Annotated in this window: 22 protein-coding genes and 1 other annotated feature; of the genes, 8 read left to right on the top strand and 14 right to left on the bottom strand. The window is 52.5% G+C overall.

Annotation, left to right across the window (positions count from 1 at the left end; genetic code table 11):
• Positions 1 to 17: 17 nt before the first annotated feature.
• Entirely contained in the window at positions 18 to 1439 is a 1422-nt protein-coding gene (leuC, locus tag RSX24_RS13700; RefSeq protein ID WP_236420093.1) for a 3-isopropylmalate dehydratase large subunit, read from the bottom strand.
• A gap of 440 nt (positions 1440 to 1879) precedes the next feature.
• On the opposite strand from leuC, the gene RSX24_RS13705 reads away from it, so the two are divergent.
• A complete protein-coding gene (locus tag RSX24_RS13705; RefSeq protein ID WP_236419672.1) occupies positions 1880 to 2797 on the top strand; it encodes a LysR family transcriptional regulator in 918 nt (305 codons plus the stop codon).
• A gap of 345 nt (positions 2798 to 3142) precedes the next feature.
• Here RSX24_RS13705 and RSX24_RS13710 read toward each other — a convergent pair whose 3' ends face one another.
• From RSX24_RS13710 to RSX24_RS13725, 4 genes are all read right to left on the bottom strand, one after another.
• Entirely contained in the window at positions 3143 to 3367 is a 225-nt protein-coding gene (locus RSX24_RS13710) for a hypothetical protein (RefSeq protein WP_343260938.1), read from the bottom strand.
• A 59-nt stretch (positions 3368 to 3426) separates the two neighbouring features.
• Positions 3427 to 4245 carry a carbon-nitrogen family hydrolase gene (locus RSX24_RS13715; RefSeq protein WP_236419676.1) on the bottom strand — a complete coding sequence of 273 codons (819 nt, stop codon included), beginning with the start codon at positions 4243 to 4245 and terminating at the stop codon, positions 3427 to 3429.
• A gap of 110 nt (positions 4246 to 4355) precedes the next feature.
• Entirely contained in the window at positions 4356 to 5987 is a 1632-nt protein-coding gene (locus RSX24_RS13720; RefSeq protein ID WP_343260939.1) for an ABC transporter substrate-binding protein, read from the bottom strand.
• A gap of 223 nt (positions 5988 to 6210) precedes the next feature.
• Entirely contained in the window at positions 6211 to 7233 is a 1023-nt protein-coding gene (locus RSX24_RS13725; RefSeq protein ID WP_343260940.1) for an ABC transporter substrate-binding protein, read from the bottom strand.
• A gap of 249 nt (positions 7234 to 7482) precedes the next feature.
• Here RSX24_RS13725 and RSX24_RS13730 point away from each other — a divergent pair, with 249 nt between their 5' ends.
• The 7 genes from RSX24_RS13730 to RSX24_RS13760 all read left to right on the top strand — a co-directional run bounded on the left by RSX24_RS13730 (position 7483) and on the right by RSX24_RS13760 (position 15170).
• Positions 7483 to 8691 carry a pyridoxal phosphate-dependent aminotransferase gene (locus RSX24_RS13730; protein ID WP_343260941.1) on the top strand — a complete coding sequence of 403 codons (1209 nt, stop codon included), beginning with the start codon at positions 7483 to 7485 and terminating at the stop codon, positions 8689 to 8691.
• A 109-nt stretch (positions 8692 to 8800) separates the two neighbouring features.
• Positions 8801 to 9013, top strand: a binding site (T-box leader).
• Positions 9014 to 9112: 99 nt separating this feature from the next.
• Positions 9113 to 10216, top strand: coding sequence for a glutamate 5-kinase (gene proB, locus RSX24_RS13735; protein WP_236419685.1), 1104 nt, complete (start codon positions 9113 to 9115; stop codon positions 10214 to 10216).
• 258 nt (positions 10217 to 10474) lie between these two features.
• The gene (locus RSX24_RS13740) at positions 10475 to 11722 is read left to right on the top strand and encodes a glutamate-5-semialdehyde dehydrogenase (RefSeq protein ID WP_236419687.1); all 1248 of its coding nucleotides are present in this window, start codon (positions 10475 to 10477) and stop codon (positions 11720 to 11722) included.
• Positions 11723 to 11759: 37 nt separating this feature from the next.
• A complete protein-coding gene (gene proC / locus RSX24_RS13745; protein ID WP_236419689.1) occupies positions 11760 to 12620 on the top strand; it encodes a pyrroline-5-carboxylate reductase in 861 nt (286 codons plus the stop codon).
• On the top strand, positions 12617 to 13840 hold the full coding sequence (locus RSX24_RS13750) for a 2,3-diketo-5-methylthiopentyl-1-phosphate enolase (RefSeq protein ID WP_343260942.1): 1224 nt from the start codon (positions 12617 to 12619) through the stop codon (positions 13838 to 13840). The genes proC and RSX24_RS13750 overlap by 4 nt, the downstream gene beginning before the upstream one ends.
• A complete protein-coding gene (locus RSX24_RS13755; protein ID WP_339273191.1) occupies positions 13837 to 14514 on the top strand; it encodes a 2-hydroxy-3-keto-5-methylthiopentenyl-1-phosphate phosphatase in 678 nt (225 codons plus the stop codon). The genes RSX24_RS13750 and RSX24_RS13755 overlap by 4 nt, the downstream gene beginning before the upstream one ends.
• Positions 14515 to 14516: 2 nt before the next feature.
• The gene (locus tag RSX24_RS13760; protein WP_236419695.1) at positions 14517 to 15170 is read left to right on the top strand and encodes a methylthioribulose 1-phosphate dehydratase; all 654 of its coding nucleotides are present in this window, start codon (positions 14517 to 14519) and stop codon (positions 15168 to 15170) included.
• Positions 15171 to 15267: 97 nt separating this feature from the next.
• On the opposite strand, the gene RSX24_RS13765 is transcribed toward RSX24_RS13760, so the two are convergent.
• From RSX24_RS13765 to RSX24_RS13805, 9 genes are all read right to left on the bottom strand, one after another.
• A complete protein-coding gene (locus RSX24_RS13765; protein WP_343260943.1) occupies positions 15268 to 16518 on the bottom strand; it encodes a multi-tm2 domain protein in 1251 nt (416 codons plus the stop codon).
• Between the two features lie 28 nt (positions 16519 to 16546).
• Complete coding sequence (locus RSX24_RS13770; protein ID WP_236419699.1) at positions 16547 to 16993, bottom strand: hypothetical protein; 447 nt, start codon at positions 16991 to 16993, stop codon at positions 16547 to 16549.
• Complete coding sequence (locus RSX24_RS13775) at positions 16986 to 17573, bottom strand: RNA polymerase sigma factor (RefSeq protein ID WP_236419700.1); 588 nt, start codon at positions 17571 to 17573, stop codon at positions 16986 to 16988. The genes RSX24_RS13770 and RSX24_RS13775 overlap by 8 nt, the downstream gene beginning before the upstream one ends.
• Positions 17574 to 17747: 174 nt before the next feature.
• Positions 17748 to 18452, bottom strand: a complete 705-nt coding sequence (locus RSX24_RS13780) for a DnaD domain protein (RefSeq protein ID WP_343260944.1) — start codon at positions 18450 to 18452, stop codon at positions 17748 to 17750.
• A 14-nt stretch (positions 18453 to 18466) separates the two neighbouring features.
• Positions 18467 to 19762 carry an asparagine--tRNA ligase gene (asnS, locus tag RSX24_RS13785; RefSeq protein WP_236419703.1) on the bottom strand — a complete coding sequence of 432 codons (1296 nt, stop codon included), beginning with the start codon at positions 19760 to 19762 and terminating at the stop codon, positions 18467 to 18469.
• 100 nt (positions 19763 to 19862) lie between these two features.
• On the bottom strand, positions 19863 to 21068 hold the full coding sequence (locus RSX24_RS13790) for an acetate/propionate family kinase (protein WP_236419706.1): 1206 nt from the start codon (positions 21066 to 21068) through the stop codon (positions 19863 to 19865).
• Positions 21065 to 21937: a 3-hydroxyacyl-CoA dehydrogenase family protein gene (locus RSX24_RS13795; protein ID WP_339273196.1), complete on the bottom strand. Its 873-nt coding sequence runs from the start codon at positions 21935 to 21937 to the stop codon at positions 21065 to 21067. Before RSX24_RS13795 ends, RSX24_RS13790 begins: the two co-directional genes overlap by 4 nt.
• 134 nt (positions 21938 to 22071) lie before the next feature.
• Complete coding sequence (locus tag RSX24_RS13800) at positions 22072 to 23574, bottom strand: AAA family ATPase (RefSeq protein WP_343260945.1); 1503 nt, start codon at positions 23572 to 23574, stop codon at positions 22072 to 22074.
• Positions 23567 to 24094, bottom strand: coding sequence for a hypothetical protein (locus RSX24_RS13805; protein WP_343260946.1), 528 nt, complete (start codon positions 24092 to 24094; stop codon positions 23567 to 23569). Before RSX24_RS13805 ends, RSX24_RS13800 begins: the two co-directional genes overlap by 8 nt.
• Positions 24095 to 24164 lie beyond the last annotated feature (70 nt).

A 24164-nucleotide genomic window follows, 5' to 3' on the forward strand; every position in this document is an offset into this window, starting at 1 on the left:
CCCTTCGTTCCCTGCTCTTAGATAACTGCTTCCGTTTTGAAATTCCAGTCACGCACATCGACGAAACGGCCTTTGACCGCTGCGGCTGCCGCCATCGCCGGGGAAACCAGATGAGTACGTCCACCGCGTCCCTGACGTCCTTCGAAGTTCCGGTTGGATGTCGACGCACAACGCTGGCCCGGTTGCAGTACGTCCGGATTCATCGCCAAACACATGCTGCATCCCGCTTCGCGCCATTCAAATCCTGCTTCGATAAATACTTTATCGAGACCTTCCTTCTCGGCTTGCAATTTAACTCGGCCCGATCCCGGCACCACAATCGCTGTAACGCCGCTGGATACTTTGTGCCCTTTAGCCACTTTCGCAGCCGCACGCAGGTCCTCGATCCGTCCATTCGTGCAGGAACCGATAAATACGTAGTCAATCTCGATGTCAGTGATGGCCGTTCCCGGCTCAAGTCCCATATATTCAAGCGCTTTTTCAGCTGCTTTGCGTTCGTTTTCGGTCGGCAGTTCAGCCGGTACGGGAACTCGGGAAGAAATGTCCGTCCCCATGCCCGGGCTAGTGCCCCATGTAACTTGCGGAATCAATGCTTCCACGTCGATTTCAACGACGCGGTCAAATTCAGCGCCTTCATCGGTTACGAGCTGTTTCCAAGATGCGACAGCTTCTTCGAATTTCTCGCCTTGCGGCACATACTCGCGTCCGCGCAGGTATTCGAATGTCGTTTCATCCGGCGCGATCATGCCGGCTCTTGCTCCACCTTCGATGGACATGTTGCAGACCGTCATGCGCTCTTCCATACTCAGTTCGCGAATCGCTTCGCCTGTATATTCGATGACATATCCTGTCGCAAAGTCCGTGCCGTATTTGGCGATGACCGCAAGGATCATATCTTTGGCCGTTACGCCAGGGTTGCGCTTGCCGACGAAGCGCACTTCCATCGTTTTGGCTTTCGCCTGCTGCAAACATTGCGTGGCCATGACGTGTTCCACTTCGCTCGTACCGATCCCAAATGCCAGCGCACCGAATGCTCCGTGCGTCGAAGTATGGCTGTCGCCGCAAACGATCGTTTTGCCCGGATGCGTCAAGCCGAGCTCTGGACCCATAACGTGCACGACCCCTTGATCAAGCGTGTCCAGGTCATACAGCTTCACGCCAAAGTCACGGCAGTTTTGGGAGAGGGTATCGATTTGCTGTTTGGAAATCGGATCTGTAATGTTGTAACGGTCTTTCGTCGGTACGTTGTGGTCCATAGTCGCAAACGTCAGCTCAGGGCGACGGACTTTGCGGCCGCTCAGGCGCAGACCTTCAAACGCCTGCGGCGAAGTCACTTCATGTACAAGATGCAGATCGATGTACAGAATGCTTGGTTTGTTTTCTTCCTGATGAATTACGTGGTTTTCCCAGATTTTCTCAAACATCGTTTTTTTACTCATCATTTTCACCCCATCATAAGTTCGGTCCTTGGAAGAGCTTCGACGTCTTCAATTGGCTCGGCTCTTGAATGACATAAATATATCACTCGTCTCTTCATTGTTCCAAGATATAAAAACTATAGATGCGATAGGTTTTACCTATACAGGATGAAACACAAATAAACCATTGCAAGCTGCAGCGGTTTTATTGATAACAATTATCATTATCATAATTACATAGTACGCTGTCGGTGCTTGTGTGTCAATGCTTTTCCAGACATTTGATCGTGTAAATAAACGTTATGGGGCAGGCCTTTGCGTATTTTCCCCAAAGATGTTGAAGGGACTGCGCTCCGTAATCCGTTCCCGGCCGGGGCAGCTGCGAGCGTTTTATCCCGACAAGTGATTTCTTCGCGGGGAATGATTATAATGTAGGCATAACGAAAGGAATGACAAGAACGATGGAATTAAGACAGCTTCAATATACGTTGCAGATCGCCGCCGAACGCAATTTCTCCCGGGCCGCCGAGAAGCTGCACATTGCGCAGCCATCCCTCAGTCAGCAGTTGTCCAAGCTGGAGAAGGAGCTTGGTGTGCTGCTTTTTCAGCGCAATACCAGCACAGTGGAATTGACCCATGCAGGGGTTACTTTTGTGGAGCAGGCGCAAAAAATCGTCGATGCCGTGGAGCTGCTCCGCCAGGAGATGTCCGACATCTCCCAGCTGCGCAAAGGCAAGGTTGTCGTCGGCAGCATGCCGATCACGGGCTCACATCTGCTTCCTCACGTGCTTCCGGCATATAAACAGGCTTACCCCGACATTGAAGTCACCCTGCTGGAGGATGCGGGCGGCGCGCTGGAAAAGCTGACGGCGAGCGGCAAAGCCGATCTCAGCCTACTCTCGCTGCCGCTCCAGGAACCGAGTCTGTCTTACGTTGCGATCGGGGAAGAGCGCATCGATTTGGCCGTTCCGCCTCATCACCCGCTGGCGAAGCGCGCCGATCCCGAGCATCCGGTTCCCGTCACGATGGAAGAGCTTCGCGATGAGTCCTTTATCGTGCTCAAAAAAGGACAGGGATTCCGCAAATTGACCTTTGACCTTTGCGAAAAGGCTGGGTTCGATCCACAGGTCGTGTTCGAAAGCAACAACATCGAAACCGTGCAATCCCTTGTGGCCACAGGCATGGGAATCACCCTGGTGCCGCGTTTCATTGCGCGGGCCCCGCGGAGCGAATTCGTGCCCGTCTACGTTCCGCTCGCAGAACCTGTGCCCAGCCGCACGCTCGTGGTTGCCTATCGCCAAGGCAGGGTGTTATCCAAGGCGGCGGAAGCGTTTATCCAAACGTTCAAAGACACGGTATCCGGGTTATCGGAGGAGTAACAAAAGTGAAGAAGTATACAAACATCAAACGAATGAATTTACCCTGCACTACAGCCCATTTTGCAACAAATGAGGCACTACAGCGACTGAAAGGCGTATCGTCAACATGTTCCTGAAGCTGTAAGGAACCTGAGACACCATATGAAGTCTAATTTCGTGGATATAGAATGCTAACGAACTCAGCACACGTTATTTAAGCAAAACATCCCTCTCACCGCTGTTTTTGCGCCAAATAAGGTGGCTAAAGTTCGTTAGCCGTCAAGGAGCATGAAATCCACCATATAAGGTGGCTGGGGTTCGTTAGCTCCGCCCACTTCTCTTCAATCTTCTAGCTCAGTTGCTTTCTCATGCACCGTTGGCTTGCCGAATCATACGGACAATCTCGTCATTTCCCACTTCAACTGCCCGACCCAGCGGGCTTCCATCGTATGACCTCATCTTGCCTTTGAATCTGACAGGTTGGGTAAAATCTACCTCCCGTTCAAGCAGCAGCCCCACAATCTCTTTGTGTCCAAGCCCGCATGTCATGGCACGCTTGATGCAAAATTTCTTTGGTTTGTGATCGCACATTGGACATTTGGGTATCCTCCCAAAGCTTTAACCTGATTGGTCTTCAAAGTTTCGAACTCTTAGTTGCCAAAGTACTTTTCCGGTCTGCGGTCCTCGAACACAGGAATGCGCCCACGCACTTCATCCACCAGCGAAGGCCGGATCAATCCGGTCACGATCTCTTCCTCTTCCCCGCCTTCGGCCACAATTTCGCCCCAAGGGTCGATAATGAGGGAATGTCCGAAAAAGGACGTATCCCCTGCATTGCCTACCCGGTTGCACGCAATCACGTACATTTGGTTCTCGATCGCGCGGGCAGTCAGCAGCGTGCGCCAGTGATGCAATCTCGGATGAGGCCACTCGGCAGGCACAATCAATGCTTTTGCTCCATTCAGCGCAAGAGTCCGGGCCAATTCGGGAAAACGAATGTCGTAACAGATGGACGCACCGGCCGTCAGCCCCTCTTCCAATTCAAACAGCTCCGGTTCGGCGCCAGGCTGCAAATATTTTTCTTCATCCATCAGGCGAAACAGATGCAGCTTGTCATATCGAAGGACCTCCTGCCCTTCTTTGTTATAGGCATACATCGCGTTGTAGATGTGGTCGCCCCGTTTCTCGGCAATGGAGCCGCCCACGATCGAAATGCGGTGTTTTTTCGCAAATGCCGACAACCACGCTCTCGACTTTTCTCCTTCCGGATCGGCCAGTTCATGAATTTGCTCCAGTGCGTAGCCCGTATTCCACATCTCGGGCAGCACGGCCAGCTCCAAATCTGGATACTGCTCTACCGCTTGTTCGAGCCGTCTTTGCATATGTTCATGATTCGCTTCCGGGTTCCCCAGTTGGATATTGCCTTGAATCAAAGCCACTCGCATTTCTGCCTGTTGTTGTTCTGTCATGTCAAGCACCCCTCCGACCATAATACTTGTAATCATAGCTTGATTCCCGGAATGCCTGCAACATCCTTTTGAACAAGCCTGGCCATCGCGTCAAGCGCCAAACAGGGCGATTAGACCGACACGTCCAATCCGTTCAGCAGCTCCGGCAGCAGGGACTGCAGCCTGCAGCTCGTCAGCGCATCTCCCATATTCCAAACACGCTCCTCCAGTTTGTATACTTGCCCGCTTTTCACCGCATGCAGCGCCTTCCATTCATCGCTTTCAAACAAATGCTCCGTCGCCATTCGCGCTGTATCGCTCTCAGGCATCATGACAAAGATGCGGTCGCCGGCATACTGGCTAACCGACTCCGTTGAGATTTCCTTATATGCCCGGCCTGCGGACATGGCATCCTGCACCTTGCTCACCGGAATAAATCCTTTTGGATGATACAGAAATGGAGCCAGTCCGATGTTGCCCATGACGAACAAACGAGCTCCCCGGTGATGCACCAGCACCGATGCCGTTTCCCCAGGCCGAATCCATGGCTGCACGCTGTCCCACATCTCCTCCGATCTCCGATGGTAAGCGCCCAGCCACGCCTCTGCTTCCGCTCCCATGCCAAACCAGCTGCCCACTCTGCGCATACGTTCTTCCAAATCCGCATGGGAGTTGTACATCAGCGTAGGCGCAATGCGGGAAAGACGCTGGTACAGCTGCTCGTTGCTGCTGTCGAACAAAATCAAATCCGGCTGCTTCTGTACGGTCCACTCCAAATCGAGGGGCGTCAAAGCGTCGTGCGATGCGTGGTCAAGGACGGGAATGCCGAGCGCAAGCAGGTCCCCTGCCGACTCTCCGTAAAACAATATGCGCTCGGGGGTCCGGGGAATGTTCAATTCATGCCCTGCCCAATCCTGAACAAGCGTTTGCCGTTGAAGGGATTTGTCATATTGGCGGGGGGCCAAACCGGTGTGCTTACGGAAACGTCTGCTGAAATAATATTCATCCCGAAAACCTACCCGGCTTGCAATATCCCGCAGCGGTTCATCGGACAACGCCAGCCATTCCTTGGCCTGTTCAATGCGTACGTAATTTACGTATTCAAGGGGCTTGCGGCCCGTAATTTGCCTGAACAATGCCGTAAATTGTGCGGGGCGCAGATTGGCAAGCCTGGCCAATTTTTGAACGCTGATATCCTGCGCATAGTGCTCGTCCACGTATTGAATCGTGCCTTGTACCCGGGCTTCCGGGCTTTGTTCCGTTTTGGGCAACGTGTACCGGGTCACGATCAGTTCCATCAATTTATGAAATTGCACGTTCAGTCGGCAATATTCCGCATCCGTCCGATACTGTCGACCCGAATGCAGCAAATCAAGCATGCCGCTGATCTGGGCCGGCGAAAATCCGTTCAGCCGATCCCTCATTTCAAAAAGAGGACGTGTGTACAGTTCCGGATCACCGGTTACCATATGTACAGCATCATAATGGAGCACTATATATTTCAAGGCATTCGGGCGATCATGCTCCAGCTGATAGTTTTCTCCCGGAGCCAAGGGATAGATTTTTCCTGAAACAAACGGATGAGACTCTCGGCCAATATATATGCGGCCTTCTCCCTGCTCGCAGAACAGGAGGGTGTGACGGTCACAACTCACTTCAAGCATGACTTGACCGGATTGCTCGATGCACCGTTCGATATGACGATATCGAAACAGGAATGCCGCGAAAAATAAAGGAGCGCCGTTTGCATTCATTTTTTGCATTGCCGTTCACCTCATGAATCTTCTAGTGAGAATGGTTATCAACCATTTATTTCTTCTGATTATACGTCAGCACCCGTCATTATTCCAGCATATATGCTCACACAGCTATACATGAAGAGGAACCTGAAGGACTGCGTAAAATTCGCATGTTTCGAAATGAAAAAAGAGCCGTCCAACAAAATACGTTGAAGGCCCTCTATTCCAATACAGATTAACACGTCTGTTATTGAAGCATCTGTTTCGGCAGCTCCTTTAAGAGCCACTCTCTTGAAGTGGCATCGCTCGATGCTTTGACGATATCGAAGCGATACACCTTTCCCTCCTTCACAGCGGGCAGGTTGTTCCATACCTCGCTCTTGGTCAAATCTTCCGTCGATTGCTGCGCTTCCTGGTCCACAGCATTAAGAATGAAAATGCGGTCTCCGGCGATTTCCGGCAATTTTTCCTGCGAAATCTCGATAAAACCAAGCCCTTCGTCCAACACCTTCTGAATCTCGGGAGTCGGTTTCATGCCGCCCTCTCCGTAAAGCAGCTGTGGCAATCCGGCACCGGCCATCACGAACAATCGGTTCCCCGGATACATCGTGAATACCGACGCGGTTTCGTCTTCGTTAAGCCCGTGCTCGCGCAGCTGCTTCCACATGTCCTCTGTCGCTTTGGCATGGGCAGCCAGCCAGGTCTCTGCCTCTTGCTTTTTGTTCAACAGATCGCCCAAAAAGCGAATTCTCTCCTCTAACGGCCAGAAGGAATTAAACGTTACGGTCGGGGCAACTTTTGAAATGCGGTCATACTGCGCTGCGTCGTCATTAGAGAAAATGATCAGGTCGGGATTCAGCTCAAGCGACTTTTCAACGCTGATTGGAAAGCCGACGTCCTCCGCTTCAGCCACTTGATCGTCGAACACGGTCCCTTCATTTTTGAGGATACCTACAGGAACAACGCCAAGGACCAACAGATCCCCCGTAACTTCGCCATGGTAAATGACACGCTGCGGATGGGTCGGAACCTCTACCTCATGACCGCTCCAATCTTTAAAAATTCTGGTCTCGCTTGTGTTTTCCGCTTCTGCAGTAGTCTCTTCTTTTCCGGCTGCTTCGGTTGTTGCCTGAGACTCGTTCGACGTGGCCGCCGTTGTTTCTCCTTCGCCTGAACCATTGGAAGACGGATTGCCGCAAGCAACCAGCAGCGCGGATAACGCCGCGATCATCAGTGTTGCGCTCAGTGCGCGAAAGCCTTGTTGTTTCATTTTTCTTTCCCCCCATAAATATGCGCTTCAATTAAATGATATTGATTATCATTATCGTAAATCATCATAAAATAATGGCATTCTCGAAAGCAATGGACAAACCTGAATGCTGAGCTTTGAATTTTGTGCAAATCCGCTTCGATGCTGTACGGAAAAGAAAGATGATACATTATCCCCTCTATACAGCTCGGGATTGGCGTGATAAATTAAGGGATACGATCCATTCTAAGAACCGGAGTGATGTTGACCATGAGCCAAAAAGAGCAAATACAAAGCCGTTCTGCCTTCCCCATTCCTACAGCCGATATCATGGGACAGCTGCCGACGCAATTTTTCGCTGCCCTTGTGCAAAACGTAAACCGGGAAATCGCCGACGGGCATGACGTCATCAACCTGGGGCAAGGCAATCCGGATACGCCTACCCCTTCCCATATCGTCAAAACTTTGCAGCAATCCGCAGAGAATCCGCTTTATCACAAATACTCCCCATTCAGCGGCTACGCCTTCCTCAAGGAAGCCATCGCGCAGCGTTATAAGGAAGATTACAAGGTGGATCTGGACCCCGAAACGGAAGTTGCCATTTTGTTCGGAGGCAAAACCGGGCTTGTTCAACTGCCGCAAATTTTGCTGAATCCCGGGGACGTCTGCCTGGTCCCTGACCCGGGTTATCCGGATTACTGGTCTGGCGTTGCGCTGGCCAAAGCCCCCATGTCCTTCATGCCGCTGCTGGAGTCCAATGCATTTCTGCCCGATTACGAGGCCATTTCCCCCGGGGACCGCATGCAGGCCAAACTTATGTACCTGAACTATCCGAACAATCCGACTTCGGCAACGGCACCGCTCTCCTTTTACGAAGATACGGTCAAGTTTGCAAGGGAAAATCAAATCGTCGTTGCCAGCGATTTCGCGTATGGGGCCATCGGGTTCGATGGCCATCGACCTGTGAGTTTCCTTCAAGCTCCAGGCGCCAAAGAAGTCGGTATCGAATTTTATACGTTGTCCAAAACGTACAACATGGCCGGTTGGCGGGTCGGATTTGCGCTTGGCAATGCAGAGATCATCTCCACAATCAACCTGCTGCAGGATCACATTTACGTCAGCCTGTTTGGCGGCATCCAGGCAGCGGCTGCAGCGGCACTGACTTCCTCGCAGCAATGCGTAACCGATCTGGTGGCCAGATATGAATCCCGGCGCAACGCGTTTTTCGATGCCCTCGCTTCCATCGGATGGCATGCGTCCAAACCCGGGGGTTCCTTCTTCTCCTGGCTGCCTGTTCCGGAAGGGTTCACCTCCGCCTCCTTCGCAGACCTGTTGTTGAAGGAAGCCAAAGTCGCCGTCGCCCCAGGTATCGGATTCGGCGAGCATGGCGAAGGTTATGTCCGGGCAGGACTGCTCAGCGATGAAGCACGGTTATGCGAAGCGGTTGAACGAATCGGCAGACTGGGCCTGTTCCGATAAGCAAAACAGGCCTCGGTACCCTTTGCATCTGTCAAGTTTCCGTGGTATGTTATTAAAAACGTCTGCCTTATCGTGATGACTGTGATAATTGTCATTTATCCATATGAAATGAAACGTAATGACGGGACCAGTACAAAAGAACAAACCGCGCCCAGAGAGCAAATTTCGCCGGGCTGAAAAAATTTGCCGCGGTTTCTTTTGGAATCCTACCCCCGAACGGCCTGTGAAAGCAGGACAGTGCCTTCTGTTACAAGGCTCGAGCCGGATGATGGGAACATCATCAACAAAGGTGGTACCGCGGAAGATAACTTTCGTCCTTTTGAATTCAAAGGGTCGGGAGTTTTTTTGTTATATCAGCGTTTTCGTTCCGGGCCCATCGCCTGAAATCAACGCATTCAATTCAGTCTAAGGAAGTGAAAGCATGTCCTCACGTATTGTCGTTAAAATCGGCAGCAGTTCCCTTACATCGGATGAAGGTGGACTAAACCGCGATGCCATCGCGTTCTTTGCCCGAGAAATCGCCGCCCTTATGGAACAAGGCCATGAAGTGCTGCTGGTGACTTCCGGGGCGGTCGCTGCCGGATTCCGCGAAATCGGCTATGCCCAGCGCCCGAAGCTTTTGCATGAGAAACAGGCTGCCGCCGCTGTCGGACAGGCGCTGCTCATGCAGGCATACCAGCAGGCTTTGGCGGCGCACCGCGTCACCCCGGCGCAAATTTTGCTGACCCGTACCGACTTCCACAGCCGCAAACGAATGGGCAATGCGGGCATGACCGTGGAAGAGCTGCTCAAACAGCGGGTTTTGCCCATTTTTAACGAAAATGACACCGTCTCCGTGGACGAGCTCAAATTCGGCGACAATGACCTGTTGTCCGCACTCGTGGCCAATCTCGTTAAAGCACAGCATCTTGTGATCATCACGGACACCAACGGCCTCTACACGGCTGACCCGCGCAAAGATCCGAACGCCTATCGCTATGACCGCATCAGCGAGATTACCGAGGAAATTTATGCATATGCAGGCGGCTCCGGATCATCCGTTGGCACAGGCGGCATGCGTTCGAAGGTGGATGCTGCCAAAGTGGCCACGCGCGGAGGCGTTCCCGTCTTCGTAGGCAGCGTCAAAGAACCCGGCGACATGCAGGATGCGGTAAACGGGACGGGTAAAGGAACGTATTTCGAAACACGACTCGGGGCTCTCTCCCGCAAAAAGCAATGGCTCGGCTTCATGTCCACCCCTCTGGGCACCGTCGTCGTAGATGCAGGCGCCGAAGAAGCGCTGGTGCATGGCGGCCATAGCCTGCTGCCGGTCGGCGTGAAGCGTGTGCTCGGTTCGTTCCATGCCGGAGACGTCGTCGAGGTCGTCGGCCCTGACGATACGCTGCTCGGCCGGGGCATCGTCAACTACGACGACGATCAGCTTCGCCTCATTGCCGGCCTGCCGAGCGGCGAAGTGATCCAACGGCTGAACAGCATCCATCGCCTCGAAGTGATTCATCGGGACGAGTGGATTACATTAAAATAAATGAGATCCAGTTGAACCAACCATTTATACGATAACGGAGTGGGCAGAAAAAATCTGGAGAAGCGAAGCGTTCTAAAAAGCTTTCTGAAAGAAAGCTGCAGCGGAAGCATAGGCTTATCACCGGATTTCCCCATGAAAAAGGGGATCCAAAAATTCCGGAGATAACAGCGATCGGAAGATGGTTCTGACTACGTAGCGGTCCCGTGTAAAAATCATTGGTGCAACTTATATTGAACTACTATTAAGGGGGAACTGATCATGAGTGAAGTAAGAGAAAAAGCAACGAAAGCCCAAGCGGCCTTGACGCAGCTCAACCGTCTGACCACGGAACAAAAAAATACGGCCCTGCTTGCCATGGCCGACGCATTGATCGCCGAATCCGATTCCATCATTGCCGCAAACGCGGAGGATCTGGAGCGCGGCAAACAACAAGGCACGCCTGAATCCATGCTTGACCGGCTTGCCCTGAACAAAAGCCGCATCGAAGGCATCGCGGATGGCCTGCGCCAGATTGTCGGCCTGCCTGACCCTGTCGGCGAAATCCTCGAATCGTTCACCCGTCCAAACGGCCTTCACATCGAGAAGCTGCGTGTACCGATCGGCCTGATCGGCATCATCTACGAAGCTCGTCCAAACGTGACCGTCGATGCGGCGGGATTGTGCTTGAAAACGGGGAATGCCGTGCTGCTGCGCGGCGGCTCCTCCGCCCTTTCGTCCAACCGCCGGATCGTTGAGGTGCTGACGAAGGCGCTGGCGGCGACGGATCTGCCGCCGGACGCGCTGCAGCTTGTCGAAGATGCGGATCGCGCATCGGTGGATGAAATGCTGAAGCTGAACGGCCTGCTGGATTGCATCATCCCTCGCGGAGGAGCTTCCCTGATCCGCAACGTGGTCAACAACGCCACCGTGCCCGTCATCGAAACCGGTGCTGGCATCTGTCACACCTATGTCGATGAAACGGCAAATCCTGAAATGGCTGCAGAGATCGCCTTGAACGCGAAAGCGCAGCGTCCGTCTGTCTGCAATTCCATGGAAACCCTGCTGCTGCATTCCGCTTATGCCGAACAGCATCTGAATGCAATGGCTGAACAATTCCGTGAAGCCAGCGTAACGATGAAAGGATGCGAAACGGTACGCCGCCTGGTGCCCGATGCACTTGAAGCGACGGAAGAGGACTACGCTACCGAGTATAATGATTACATTTTGAATATTCGTGTCGTGGACAGCCTGGATGAAGCGCTTCGTCACATCGCGAAGTACGGCACCAAGCACTCCGAATGCATCGTGACCGAAAACGCGGATCATGCGGCCCGGTTTCTGCAAGACGTGGATGCTGCCGCCGTGTACCACAATGCGTCCACGCGCTTTACGGATGGTTTCGAATTCGGATATGGCGCCGAGATCGGCATCAGCACCCAGAAACTTCACGCACGCGGTCCAATGGGCCTGCCTGCCCTGACATCCACGAAATACCGCATTACCGGAAACGGCCAAATTCGGCAATAATACACAGCTGATAGCTGACTAGGAGGAACGATAAACCATGAGTCAAGAACAACAAACACTGCTGCAACAAAAGATTACTTTCCATGGCGCGGGCGCGATGGCGGAAGCCATCGTCCGGGGACTGACTTCCCGCCTGGTCGTTCGGCCTAGAGACATTACGATGCTCAACCGCAGCAACAAAAAGCGCCAGGAAGAACTGAGCGCCAAATACGCGGTGCATACGGGAACGGCATCGGAGTCTTTGGATATCCTTGCGGATTCTCCTGTCATCGTGCTTGCCATGAAACCGAAGGATGCAGCAGCGGCTTTGCGTGAATTAGGCCCGATCCTGAAGCCGGATCAGCTGATTGTTTCCGTGATTGCCGGATTGTCCATCCGCACCATGCAAAGCATCCTTGGACGGAAGCAACCCATCGCCCGGACCATGCCGAACACGTCCAGCACCATTGGACTCGGGGCTACCGGCATTGCGTTCTCGGCGGAAATTACGGACGATCAGCGCAGCACGGTCATGACCATGTTTGAAGCCGTAGGCATCGTAACGATTGTTCCGGAAGAAAAACTTGAGGTCCTTACCGGCATTTCCGGAAGCGGCCCGGCTTATGTATACTATTTGATGGAAGCCATGATCGCCGCGGGCATTCGCGGAGGACTGTCCAGTCAGCAATCGCATGACCTGACCGTTCAGACCGTGCTCGGCGCAGCCCGCATGGTGCAGCAGACCGGCATGGAACCGATGAAGCTTCGCAGCGACGTGACCTCTCCTGGCGGAGCGACGCAAGCCGCGCTCAAAACGCTGGATGAAGGCGACTTTTTCGAAAATGTAATTGCAGCCGTGAACCGCTGCGCAGAGCGCTCACGGGAGATGGGGGCTGCTTTGGAAGGGGATTTGAAATGAGTAACATGTGTACGGCCACGTATCGTCTGCATGATGATCGTGCCGATTTTCGCAAAAAAGCGGAATCGATCGCGGTTGGCATGACCGTCGGAAGCTGGACCGAGCTGCCTCAAGCCAAACGCGAGGAAATGCAAAAACATCTTGGCGAAGTACTTCAGGTACACGTTCATGAAGCCGAAGGCATGGCGCCTGGCGAGCGTTATGCCGACATCACGATCGGGTACCCCGACGTCAATTTCAGCCGGGATATTCCGGCTTTGCTCGTCACGGTCTTTGGCAAAATCTCGATGGATGGACGTATCAAGCTGACGCGTCTCGGGTTCTCCGACAACTTCCTGCGGGCATTTCCGGGCCCAAAATTCGGATTAAACGGCGTGCGTGACCTGCTTGGCGTGCATGACCGTCCGCTCTTGATGAGCATTTTCAAATCCGTCATCGGACTGAACGCGGATGAACTGCGCGAGCAGTTTCTGCGTCAAGCGCTCGGCGGCGTCGATCTGATCAAGGACGACGAAATTTTGTTCGAAAATCCGCTCACGCCAATCGAGAAAAGAGTCGAGGTCTGCATGAAGGCTGCCGAGCAGGCGAGCCGGGAAACCGGCAAAAAGCTGCTCTATGCCGCCAATTTGACTGGACCCACGTTCAGGCTGAAGCAGCAAGCCGAGCGGGCTATTCATGCCGGCGCAAACGCATTGCTTTTTAACGTTCTCTCTTACGGCTATGACGTGCTGCATGAGCTGAGCAGCGATCCTGACATTAACGTACCGATCATGGCCCATCCGGCTCTGGCCGGGGCAGTGTATCCTTCGCCGCATTATGGCATATCTGCTTCCGTGCTGCTTGGGCAACTGATGCGCCTGGCCGGAGCGGACTTGGTATTATTCCCATCCCCTTATGGCTCCGTAACGATGCCCAAAGAGGAAAACATGGCCATTACCGAACAGCTGCTCAGCCCGGAATTGCCCGTGCGCGCCAGCATGCCTGTGCCTTCCGCCGGGATCCATCCGGGACTGGTTCCACTCATCCTGAACGACTTCGGGACCGATGTCATCGTCAACGCCGGAGGCGGCATCCATGGTCACCCGATGGGCACGGAAGCGGGAGGACGAGCCTTTTTGCAGGCCATCGAGGCTGCAGGACGTTCCATCACGTTGACCGAATACGCCGCAGAGCATCCCGAATTGAAGACCGCACTTGATTTGTGGGGTGCAGGCCGATGAGAAGCGACAAAAAAACGGTGATTTTTTGCGATTTTGATGGCACGATCACCCTTTCGGACAATATCGTCGCCATCATGAAACATTTTAACCCCGAAGGCATCGCACCGATCATGAAAGATACGGTCGAGCAACGAATTTCGCTGCGTGAGGGCGTAGGTGCCATGTTTGCCCTGCTGCCATCTTCGCAAAAAGACGAAATCGTCGAATTCGTGCTTGGACAAGCGGGCATTCGTGAAGGGTTCGGCGACTTTCTGGCATACGTGCGCAATGAAGGCATCGAATTTAACGTAACGAGCGGCGGCATGGATTTTTTCATTGAACCTCTGCTTGCGCCATTTGATATTCCGCAGGATCATGTATACTGCAACGGCGCGGATTTCTCGGGCGATCGCATCCGAATCGAATGGCCGCATCCCTGTCAGCCTCCATGCGAAAATGGTTGCGGCATGTGCAAAACGACCGTCATTCGCTCCTATGCAGCCGACCAATATAACCGCATTCTGATCGGGGACAGCCTGACCGACTTCGAAGGCGCCAAAATCGCCGATCTGGTCTACTCCCGCTCCATTTTGACGGACAAGTGCATCGAACTTGGGGTCGATCATGTCCCGTTCACCACGTTCCACGATATTATGGAAGACATGAAACAGAAGCAAACACAAGGAGTGCTGTAAAGATGGGCTTTGAGAAAATAACGACCGAACAGAAACGCCGGGTGCTTGAGGAACTCGCGGATATCAAGGCACTGTTCGCCAGCCGCAATTGGTTCCCCGGAACGAGCGGCAACCTTTCGATGCGCGTGGGCGAATTCGACCCCGAGCAATTTTACTTCGCGGTAACTGCTTCGGGTAAAGACAAATCCCTGCGCACACCGGAGGATTTCCTGTTCGTGGACAAACACGGCAAAGCGATTGAAGCGACCGAGCTTAAACCGAGTGCCGAAACGCTCATTCATTGCGAAATTTATCGCCTGACGGGTTGCGGCGCCGTATTTCATGTGCATACCGTGTTCAACAACCTCATCAGCGAATTTTTCGGGGCGCAGGGCCAAGTGCCGATTCAAGGCATCGAGTTGATCAAAGCATTTAACATCTGGGAAGAAAATGCGGAAGTACGCGTGCCGATTTTGCCTAACCATGCGCATATTCCATCCATTGCGGAGCTGGTGCCCGGCGTGCTGGATGCCAACGTTCCGGGCATTCTGCTGCGCAATCACGGCATTTATGCCTGGGGCAAGGACGCCTTTGAAGCCAAACGTCATCTGGAAGCCTTTGAATTTTTGTTCGAGGTATTGTATCGCCAACTGTTGTTAAAAAATGCTGCGAACTGAAATCATGATTTTTGCTTATCCTTGAACGCTGTACTCTTCTGATCGATGAAAAAACACGCCTGCGGCTGGATTTACCCAGCGCGAGGCGTGTTTTTGCTTAATACCGATCCTGCCGATCCTTGAACAAGAACAAGGAATCCGAATCATGATCCCCTGCGCTTGATCCACTGGAGGAACGCTGCTTGCCGAACAAAAGCTTCAGCCCTCCTCCAATCAGAAGCAAAGAGACGATAATCGTGTTAATGTAGGAATTGATCTCATAGGTTACGAAGAAATCGGGGAACAGTTCATTCAGCTGTGGAATAATTAACCGGATCGTAAGGTAATAGGCTCCCATCAGCACGATTCCAAATCCAATCAGCCGCTGGTGCCGCACCCAATCCTTCAATATCGGCTGATCATTCAAAGGCTCACGCCCATAACGGCTGGAACACTGAAGTCCGTCGAAGAAGCTGTAGAACCAGATCAGCGGAATCATGAACAGGAAAACCGAGAGCCTGAGCAGGTCCAGGACATAAATGCTTCCAAGGAACAGGAACATCAGCTGTATGCCTCTTTTTTGCAAGCCAAGGTACAAATGCCCTGCGCCGGGAAAAGCCGATAGCAGCGTTGCCAGCACCTTGCTGCGCCGCCCGGAATCCCGTCCCATTTCGAGCTCCTCGAACAATGTGCGGTCCTGCAGCACCTCTCCGGCCTGTTTGCGGTGCACGTGCTGCACGGCATCGAACATGCAATACACCCAAATAACAGGCAAGACAAGCAGGAACATTAAAATGGATTCGTCGATGATCGAGGCGACGAAAACCATCATCGCGAACGATCCGAAAAAGGCGATCAGGAACGATAGACCGCGGTGCAGCAGTCCCAGGTGCAGATGGCCCAATCCCGGGATAAACGAGAGCAGAATCGTGAAAAAACGCTCTCCCTCGCTGCCTTTGCGATACATAGGCTGTTGTGTGTACAGGGCTTCCGCATGAAGGTAATCCGCTTCACCCTCATGCTGGTGGTACATTCCGTCAGGATCCATGCCCCCCATGTTTCCCGCATAAGCTCCGGGATATGTGTTCAGATAGGCATGATGTCGGGCCGGCGTACGCAATAATACGATCAACATATCCAGCATGTTGATGCCCCAGAAGAACGCGGCCGCAATGCAGCCAGCAAGCATCACTACTCCCCCGTCATGTGACACGATGGCCAGCATGAAGGAACCGACCAATGTTCCAAAAAAGAGTAGCGGATAGATCGCGGCTTTTACTGGACGCCTCCAATATAAAAAGCCGAGTCCCGGAATGAAATTAAACAAAAAAGCGAGTAATCTGCTGCGTTCAGGTTGCACAGTCGTCATCCTTTCTTTTCAGGCAATGCGATAATGTTTATGGTTTGGGCTTGAGGCGATCCAGCCACGACGTGGCCGCCTCCGTCCATTTTTCTGTGAAAGAGCTCCCGTGTTCAGTCTGGAACTTATGGTAAGGGGCCATTCTGTCAAAGACTCCGGATGAGAGGAAGATTAGTGTCAGGCATGCAGCAACCGCATAATGAAATACCTTGTGCTCCAGTAAGCGCCGACGACGGTTTGATCGGGAAACGCGCTTCTGTTTGGCCGATTCCAACTCCCCAATTCGGTCCATGACGTTCTCGGCAAATTGGGCGGGATCGGCAAGGCTAGGTCGCTGTTGCTGGCGATCCAGCGCTCCGAGATAGTGTTCCATCGCTTGCGGATCATCCAGCAAAGCCTGCTCCATGCGTTCCATCTGATCAGCCTTCAAACGGTTTTCGATATAATCCGACCATTCATGGGCTCCAAATACCTCTTTACTCACGCCACTCTTCCTCCTTCCAATGATTTCGTATCCACTGCCTCGCCCGGTATAAACGCGATTCCACCGTCTTTACGGCGACTTGGGCATCGTGGGCAATCTGCTCGTAATTTTTCTCGCTCAGATAGAACGCGGTGATAATGTCCCGATGCTGGGCAGGCAGTTGATTGATCCGCTCCCTCAGAAATGCTTTGCGCTCTTCACGCACAAGGCGGGAGAGAATGTCTTCTTCGCCCCCCGGCAGACTGGCCAATCGTTCGTCTCCACCGGCTTCTTCGGGAATTCGCCTGCTCAGCTTGCGTTTGGCATCTATCGCTTTATGGAAGGCGATCCTTGTGATCCAGGTTTTAAACCCTTCGGATCGGTAGTCGGAGAGAGACTTATAGATCTGAATGAACGCCTCCTGAGCCGCATCCTGGGCATCCTGGTCGTTCCGCAGAACGGAATAGGCCACATGGTACACATGCTGGCTGTATTTGTCGACCAAAAGACGAAACAAGGATGTTTCTCCTTGGCGGATTTGTTCGATTAAGCGCGCTTCGTCAATGACTCTCCCCTCCTTCTCCACATGTATAGACGACATCTGTCCCGGTCACCCCTGCACATTTTACCAAACCATTTTAAAAAATTGTTCATTTGCCTGAAAAGCTTACGTTCTTTTTGGCGGGACTCCCTCCCTGTGCAACAAAAAAACAGGACCAGACTATGCCCTGGCCCTGTTTGTGCACGAATCTAACGATTATAAAGGGATCTCGGATTAGCGCCCGCCGCTGCGGAAACGCTGGGTATACGCTTTGGCGTCCTGGGCGGTTTTGACCCGATTCCTGCTCCATTCCAGCAAAATGCGATCGATGTACCGGAAGTGAACCTTCCCTGCAAATACCGCTTCTTTCAACGCCATCAAAATCAGCTCTTCCGGATAGCGGTCCTGGTCCAGCCAGCCCGAGATCGTCTCGCACTCCATCGGGGAGAGGGGACGACCAAACTCCTTCTCGAAAATGGAGAACATGTTGCGTTCTTCCTCTTCTATTTGAACACTGTTCGAATTCAGTCGTACGTTGTCAAAGCTTCGCGCATTTTGGCTTGTTCTGCTCTCTTCCGCCAAACATGCCGCAAGCTTGGCGTACAGGCCGTACAGATCGTAACGCTCATATTGGATGTCGCGGTCTTCGTCCTGATATTCCTCAATGCGGATATAACCGTCCTTCATCAATCGCTGCAGCATTCTCGCGATGCCCTCGGGAGGTTGTCCCGTACGTAGCGCGAGCTCTTCCAGCGTTGGGAATGCATTGAATTCCACTTGGCGGAATCCAAGCAGTTGGACGAGCAGAAGCACCTCTGCATCCGTTAATCCCAACTGATGGTAATAGCGAAGCAGTGCGTATGGTAATGGGACAGTCCCCGATGCCATGCCGTACGCCATGCCGTCAACCCAGTCGTTGGCGCCGAATTCCCCCATCATGCCACGGTTCAGCATTAAGGGTACAGACGATACAGCATGCGCGGGAATGGAATCGTCTCACGCACATGATCCAAACCGCAGATCCAAGCTACCGTCCGCTCCAATCCCAGACCGAAGCCGGAGTGCGGAACCGATCCGTATTTGCGCAAATCCATGTACCATTGATACGCCTCTTCGGACAATTTATGCTCCTCAAACCGCTGCTGCATCAGTTCAGGGTCATCGATCCGCTGCGATCCGCCGATGATCTCGCCATAACCTTCCGGCGCAATCATGTCTGCGCAGAGAACAACCTCCGGACGATTCGGATCCGGTTTCATGTAGAATGCCTTGATTTCGGCCGGATAATGCGTAATGAATACCGGTGTTTCATATTTCTCGGCAATCGCCGTTTCATGCGGGGCACCGAAGTCTTCTCCCCAAGGAATATCGAAGCCTTGTCCGTTCAGGAACTCGATCGCTTCATCATACGTAATGCGCGGGAACGGAGCGATTACGCGTTCCAGCTTGGATACGTCGCGTCCGATCGTTTCCAGCTCGGTACGGCAGTTTTTCAGCACGGACTGTACCACGTGAGCGATGAAACGTTCTTGCACGCGCAAGTTTTCTTCATGATCTACAAACGCCATTTCCGGCTCGATCATCCAGAACTCGATCAGATGGCGGCGCGTTTTCGATTTTTCGGCACGGAATGTCGGCCCGAACGAATACACTTTGCCGAGTGCCATCGCAGCCGCTTCCATGTAAAGCTGACCGCTTTGCGTCAAATAAGCATCCTCGTCGAAATATTTGATGTGGAACAGGTTCGTCGTTCCTTCCGCGGACGAAGGTGTCAGGATCGGAGGATCAACCAAAGTGAATCCGTTATCATCAAAAAACTGCTGAACAGCGCGCACGATTTCGGCGCGGACGATCATGATCGCGCGTTGTTTCGGGGAACGCAGCCACAGATGGCGATGATCCATCAGAAAATCGACCCCGTGCTCCTTCGGCGTGATTGGATAGTTTTCGGTCAAATGGATGATCTCGATGCCCGTTACCGTCATCTCATAGCCGGAATTGCTGCGCGGCTCTTCGCGAATAATGCCGGTCACGTACAAGGAGCTCTCTTGCGTCAAGCTTTTAGCGTCGTTCCAGAGTTGTTCGCTAACTTCGCTTTTGACAACGACCCCTTGAATATATCCGGTTCCATCGCGCAGTTGCAAAAACTGGATTTTGCCGCTGGAGCGTTTGTTGTTGATCCAGGCACCGATCGTTACGGTTTCGCCCACATGCTCGTTCACGTTACGAATAACACAATTCGTAGTCATGCCCATATCTCTCCTTGATTCCTGAATTTGAAAATGCAGCAGGCAGGCGTTTGCCTGCCCCTGCACTTCCTGATGCTGCTATATCCACTTTACAATCCAATTACTTGGAATTCAATACGATTCGATGCGTATCTCTCGCAATCACCAATTCTTCATTGGTCGGAATAACCAAAACTTCCACTTTGGAGTTTGCAGTCGTGATTCGGCGAGGTTCGCCCGAACGGATGGCATTCAATGCTTCATCCAGCTCAACGCCCAGATATGTCAGCTGCTCACATACTTTCTGACGCAGCACCACGGAGTTTTCCCCGACTCCGGCCGTAAAGACGATGACGTCGACGCCATTCATTGCAGCGGCATAAGAACCGATGTATTTGCGCAGACGGTACTCGTACATTTCGAAAGCGAGCGTGGAATTGGCATCCCCGTTTTCCATGCCTTCCGTAATTTCGCGCATGTCGCTGCTGATGCCGGAAATGGCAAGCAAACCGCTATGTTTGTTCAACATGGAGCTGACTTCGCTTACGCTCAATTCTTCCTTGTTCATGACGTATGGAACGATCGCCGGATCAAGGTCACCGCTGCGCGTTCCCATCATCAAGCCTTCCAGCGGTGTCATCCCCATCGATGTATCCACGGAAACCCCGCCTTTAACCGCTGTTACGCTGCCGCCGTTACCGATATGGCAAGTGATGATTTTCAGATCTTCCAGCGGACGGTTCAGATATTCCGCCGCAGTCTTGCTTACGTAATCATGGGAAGTACCATGGGCACCGTAGCGACGAACTTTGTATTTTTTGTAAAGCACGCGCGGAATGGCATACAAATAAGCCTTTTCAGGCATCGTTTGGTGGAACGCCGTATCGAATACCATGACTTGCGGAACGCCAGGCATGTTCGTTTCAGCCGCGCGAATCCCCATCATGGCAGCCGGGTTGTGCAGCGGCGCCAGATCGAACAAACGGCGAATCTCGGACTTCGCTTCAGAATCAACCAGCGCGGATGCCTTGAACGCTTCCCCGCCGTGAACGACGCGGTGGCCGACGGCTTCGATCTCTTCGACCGATTTCAGGACGCCGTATTCCGCATGGGTAAGCATGTCGATAACTTTGCGGATCGCCGTGGTGTGTTCCAAAATTTCGCTGACTTCCGTTACGTCCTCGAAACCTGTCGGTTTATGGGTCAGGATCGAAGAATCCATGCCGATCCGTTCAACGAGTCCTTTGGCCAATACGGATTCATCCGTCATGTCGTACAATTGATATTTAAGCGAGGAACTTCCCGCATTGATTACGAGTAATTTCACAGCCGGTCACCATCCTTGTCGTACTTGAAGAAACCTTCGCCCGTTTTCACGCCGAGATGTCCGGCGCGTACCATTTTTTTGAGCACGGTGGAAGGACGATATTTCAGTTCGCCGAATTCGCGGAACATTCTTTCCAGAGCCGCTTCAACGGAATCCAAACCGAAACGATCGGCCATTTCGAGCGGTCCATGCTGGAAGTTGTATCCGATGCGCATCGCGTCATCGATGTCCTCTGCGGAAGCGACGCCTTCCTGCAGAACGTGCAGCGCTTCGTTAATCAGAAGGCAGATCAGGCGGGAAGTAACGAATCCAGGGGATTCATAGATCATGACGCCTTTTTTGTCCAGGACCTCTTCAACGAACCTTCTGGTTTCGTCAAAGGTGCCGTCCGAAGTTTTCAACCCGCGAATAAGTTCTACAAGATCAACCCGGGATACCGGGTGAATGAAGTGCATGCCAATAACACGCTCCGGATATTTGGTCGAGCTGGCTAGCTCGGTCAAACTCAGCGTGGATGTGTTGCTTGCAAGAATGACGTTTGCAGGACAAACTTCGTCCAGTTTGCTGAATACAGCCTTTTTGGCTTCGAGATCCTCGGAAACCGTTTCGATCACCATATCGCAAGAACCCAGCTCGGCCAAGTGCGCTACCTTGGTAATCCGGGAGAGAATCAATTTTTTCTCGGCCTTCGTAATGGCCCATTTCTCCAGTTGTTTATCGAGGTTCGTCTCGATCATGTCGTAGGCATGATCCAGCTTCTCCGCCGTTTTTTCTACCAGAAGCACATCCAGTCCTTTGGCTGCGAGCATTTGGGAAATCCCTTGCCCCATCGTGCCGCCGCCGACAACTCCTATTTTTTTGAAAAACATGGTTTCTGCTCCATCCTTTCGCTTCTCTATTTCTCTATTGTACCCTGTTCGCCGAAAATTACAAATTTCGACCCAACAACTAATAATATCTTAGCACGAGTAAAAAGTAAAAAAAAATAACCGGCATACACAAATTATGCCGGTAAAAGGGCGTTGTCACGAAATTGACAACGAAATTGCTCCCCTGACAAAACTTCCTCCTTCATGAGGATATCCAGGGAGTTGTCGAAGATCGGTCTCTGTTCTTCAAGCAAGCGTTTCGTCTCATCCATCAGGGCCTGCAGAATCTCTTTATTTTCCCGCATCAGCTCTTCGGTCGTCACCATGTCCATGTTGACGATGCCCAGCGACGTCAACCCGGAAGACATCATCGTCTGCACGACGTTGGTTGCCTGCTCGAAGTCATTGCGCGATCCCGTACTGCGGCCGCCATAATACATCTCTTCGGCAGCTGCGCCGCCAAGCGCAATCATGATCTGTTCTTCCAAAAAACGTTTCGTATACAGGAATTGCTCCTGCTGAGGATTGTGCCGCACATATCCAAGAGCCTGTCCGCGAGGACTCAAGGCCACCTGGCTGACACTTCCCGGCCGTACCAGTTCGGCCATAATAGCATGGCCCAATTCGTGAATGGCGACCCGTTTCTTCTCTTCCACCGTGGACTCGCGGTCGGTCTTTTCGCCCATCATGACCTTATCGATCGCCAAGGACAGGTGACGCTGTTCGATCAGCGGCAATCCTTCGCGCATCGCATAAATGGCCGCTTCGTTCATGACACTTTCCAACTGGGCTCCCGAAAATCCGTACGACTCCTCGGCCGTTTTCTCAAGGTCCACATCCTCTGTCAACGGCTTGTTGGCCGCGTGCAATTCCAGAATGTGCTTCCGTCCCTTCTTGTCGGGCAGATCAACCTGAATGTGACGGTCGAAGCGTCCAGGACGCGTGAGCGCACTGTCAAGCATCTCCTTGCGGTTGGTAGCTGCAATCAGCAAAATGCGCGGCGTGTCGGAGGAATAAATCCCGTCCATCTCGGTCAACAGCTGGTTGAGCGTCTGGTCGTATTCGCGTTGCTGGCCGCCTTCGCGTTTGCCGCCAATGACGTCGATCTCATCAATGAAAATAATGGCATTTTCCTTGTTTTCTTTGGCAGCACGCGTTTTTGCTTCACGGAACAAATCACGTATTCTGCCGGCGCCGACGCCAACGTACATCTCAACGAACTCACTGCCCGATGCTGCTACGAACACGGAATCCGTATAGTGAGCCGCCGCTTTGGCCATCAGCGTTTTGCCCGTTCCCGGAGGCCCTGTCAACAAAATGCCCTTCAACGGCCGAATGCCGAACTTCCGAATCTCCTCGTGACGAATCAAAAAGTCCAGTGCTTCGCGCAGCTCTTGTTTGGCGCTGTCCTGACCACCGATTTCCTCAAAGGTGAGCTTGGAAGGCCCTTTTTTCTTGCGTTTGCGCTCTTGCCCGGCTCCAACCGTGATTCCTCCGCGCATTTGCATCGTCAGAATCAGCGCTCCGACCAGCAAACCTGCAATGAGAACGGGAATGATATTAAACCCTATAAATGCGAGAAAAATCAGCAACACGGGTATGAATCCAATGATAATTTCCTTTGTCCATTTAGGCATTCGGCCACACTCCTATCTGTCCCGGAACACGCGGCAAAATGACAAACTTGCTCGCATTTCCGTCCCTGAGGCTAACGTATACGTTTTTATCGTCCATCGCTGTATTGACCTTAATGCCGCCTGTAGCCATCTTGCTTAGCGTTGGCGTAATTTCAGCATACTGTTTGTTTTCCATAGCCTGAGCCACGGTGAACAACGCCTCTCCCCACCAGTTGTCAAGCGTTTCGTTGGAACGGTCGACGACGTCCAGTTTGATGGAACGTGAACCGATTAAGGTTTGTCCTTTTTTATGAATATATTGAACCAGCTTGCCCAGATCGACATCCGGCTGCAAATCAAGTTTCAACAACACGTCATTGCGGTTAATGGTTATTTGAGCGTCTTTGACCCCGTCATACTGGGTCACCATTTTTTCAATGGGGTTATGCACGGCAACCTGACGATATGCAAACCAACCTCCAAACAATACGACGGCTGAAATCACGACAGTTAAAGCAATAGGCAATACTTTTAACTTCAAGTGTGCTTCCCCTCCAAAATTAGCCCGCATGAATCCATACAGGGCGTTGTATAGTCATCTGCGGAAATGC

Origin of the sequence: Paenibacillus hubeiensis, assembly GCF_032334105.1 — a bacterium.
Taxonomy (GTDB): domain Bacteria; phylum Bacillota; class Bacilli; order Paenibacillales; family Paenibacillaceae; genus Paenibacillus; species Paenibacillus hubeiensis.

Bases quoted from the DNA above. Each gene is read 5' to 3' on its own strand.
- RSX24_RS13710 (WP_343260938.1), bottom strand. From the start codon at position 3,367: ATGTGCGATCACAAACCAAAGAAATTTTGCATCAAGCGTGCCATGACA.
- leuC (WP_236420093.1), bottom strand. From the start codon at position 1,439: ATGAGTAAAAAAACGATGTTTGAGAAAATCTGGGAAAACCACGTAATT.
- asnS (WP_236419703.1), bottom strand. From the start codon at position 19,762: ATGACTACGAATTGTGTTATTCGTAACGTGAACGAGCATGTGGGCGAA.
- proB (WP_236419685.1), top strand. From the start codon at position 9,113: ATGTCCTCACGTATTGTCGTTAAAATCGGCAGCAGTTCCCTTACATCG.
- proC (WP_236419689.1), top strand. From the start codon at position 11,760: ATGAGTCAAGAACAACAAACACTGCTGCAACAAAAGATTACTTTCCAT.
- RSX24_RS13705 (WP_236419672.1), top strand. From the start codon at position 1,880: ATGGAATTAAGACAGCTTCAATATACGTTGCAGATCGCCGCCGAACGC.
- RSX24_RS13740 (WP_236419687.1), top strand. From the start codon at position 10,475: ATGAGTGAAGTAAGAGAAAAAGCAACGAAAGCCCAAGCGGCCTTGACG.
- RSX24_RS13725 (WP_343260940.1), bottom strand. From the start codon at position 7,233: ATGAAACAACAAGGCTTTCGCGCACTGAGCGCAACACTGATGATCGCG.
- RSX24_RS13795 (WP_339273196.1), bottom strand. From the start codon at position 21,937: ATGTTTTTCAAAAAAATAGGAGTTGTCGGCGGCGGCACGATGGGGCAA.
- RSX24_RS13775 (WP_236419700.1), bottom strand. From the start codon at position 17,573: ATGTCGTCTATACATGTGGAGAAGGAGGGGAGAGTCATTGACGAAGCG.
- RSX24_RS13800 (WP_343260945.1), bottom strand. From the start codon at position 23,574: ATGCCTAAATGGACAAAGGAAATTATCATTGGATTCATACCCGTGTTG.
- RSX24_RS13715 (WP_236419676.1), bottom strand. From the start codon at position 4,245: ATGACAGAACAACAACAGGCAGAAATGCGAGTGGCTTTGATTCAAGGC.
- RSX24_RS13765 (WP_343260943.1), bottom strand. From the start codon at position 16,518: ATGACGACTGTGCAACCTGAACGCAGCAGATTACTCGCTTTTTTGTTT.
- RSX24_RS13720 (WP_343260939.1), bottom strand. From the start codon at position 5,987: ATGCAAAAAATGAATGCAAACGGCGCTCCTTTATTTTTCGCGGCATTC.
- RSX24_RS13730 (WP_343260941.1), top strand. From the start codon at position 7,483: ATGAGCCAAAAAGAGCAAATACAAAGCCGTTCTGCCTTCCCCATTCCT.
- RSX24_RS13780 (WP_343260944.1), bottom strand. From the start codon at position 18,452: ATGATGGGGGAATTCGGCGCCAACGACTGGGTTGACGGCATGGCGTAC.
- RSX24_RS13760 (WP_236419695.1), top strand. From the start codon at position 14,517: ATGGGCTTTGAGAAAATAACGACCGAACAGAAACGCCGGGTGCTTGAG.
- RSX24_RS13750 (WP_343260942.1), top strand. From the start codon at position 12,617: ATGAGTAACATGTGTACGGCCACGTATCGTCTGCATGATGATCGTGCC.
- RSX24_RS13755 (WP_339273191.1), top strand. From the start codon at position 13,837: ATGAGAAGCGACAAAAAAACGGTGATTTTTTGCGATTTTGATGGCACG.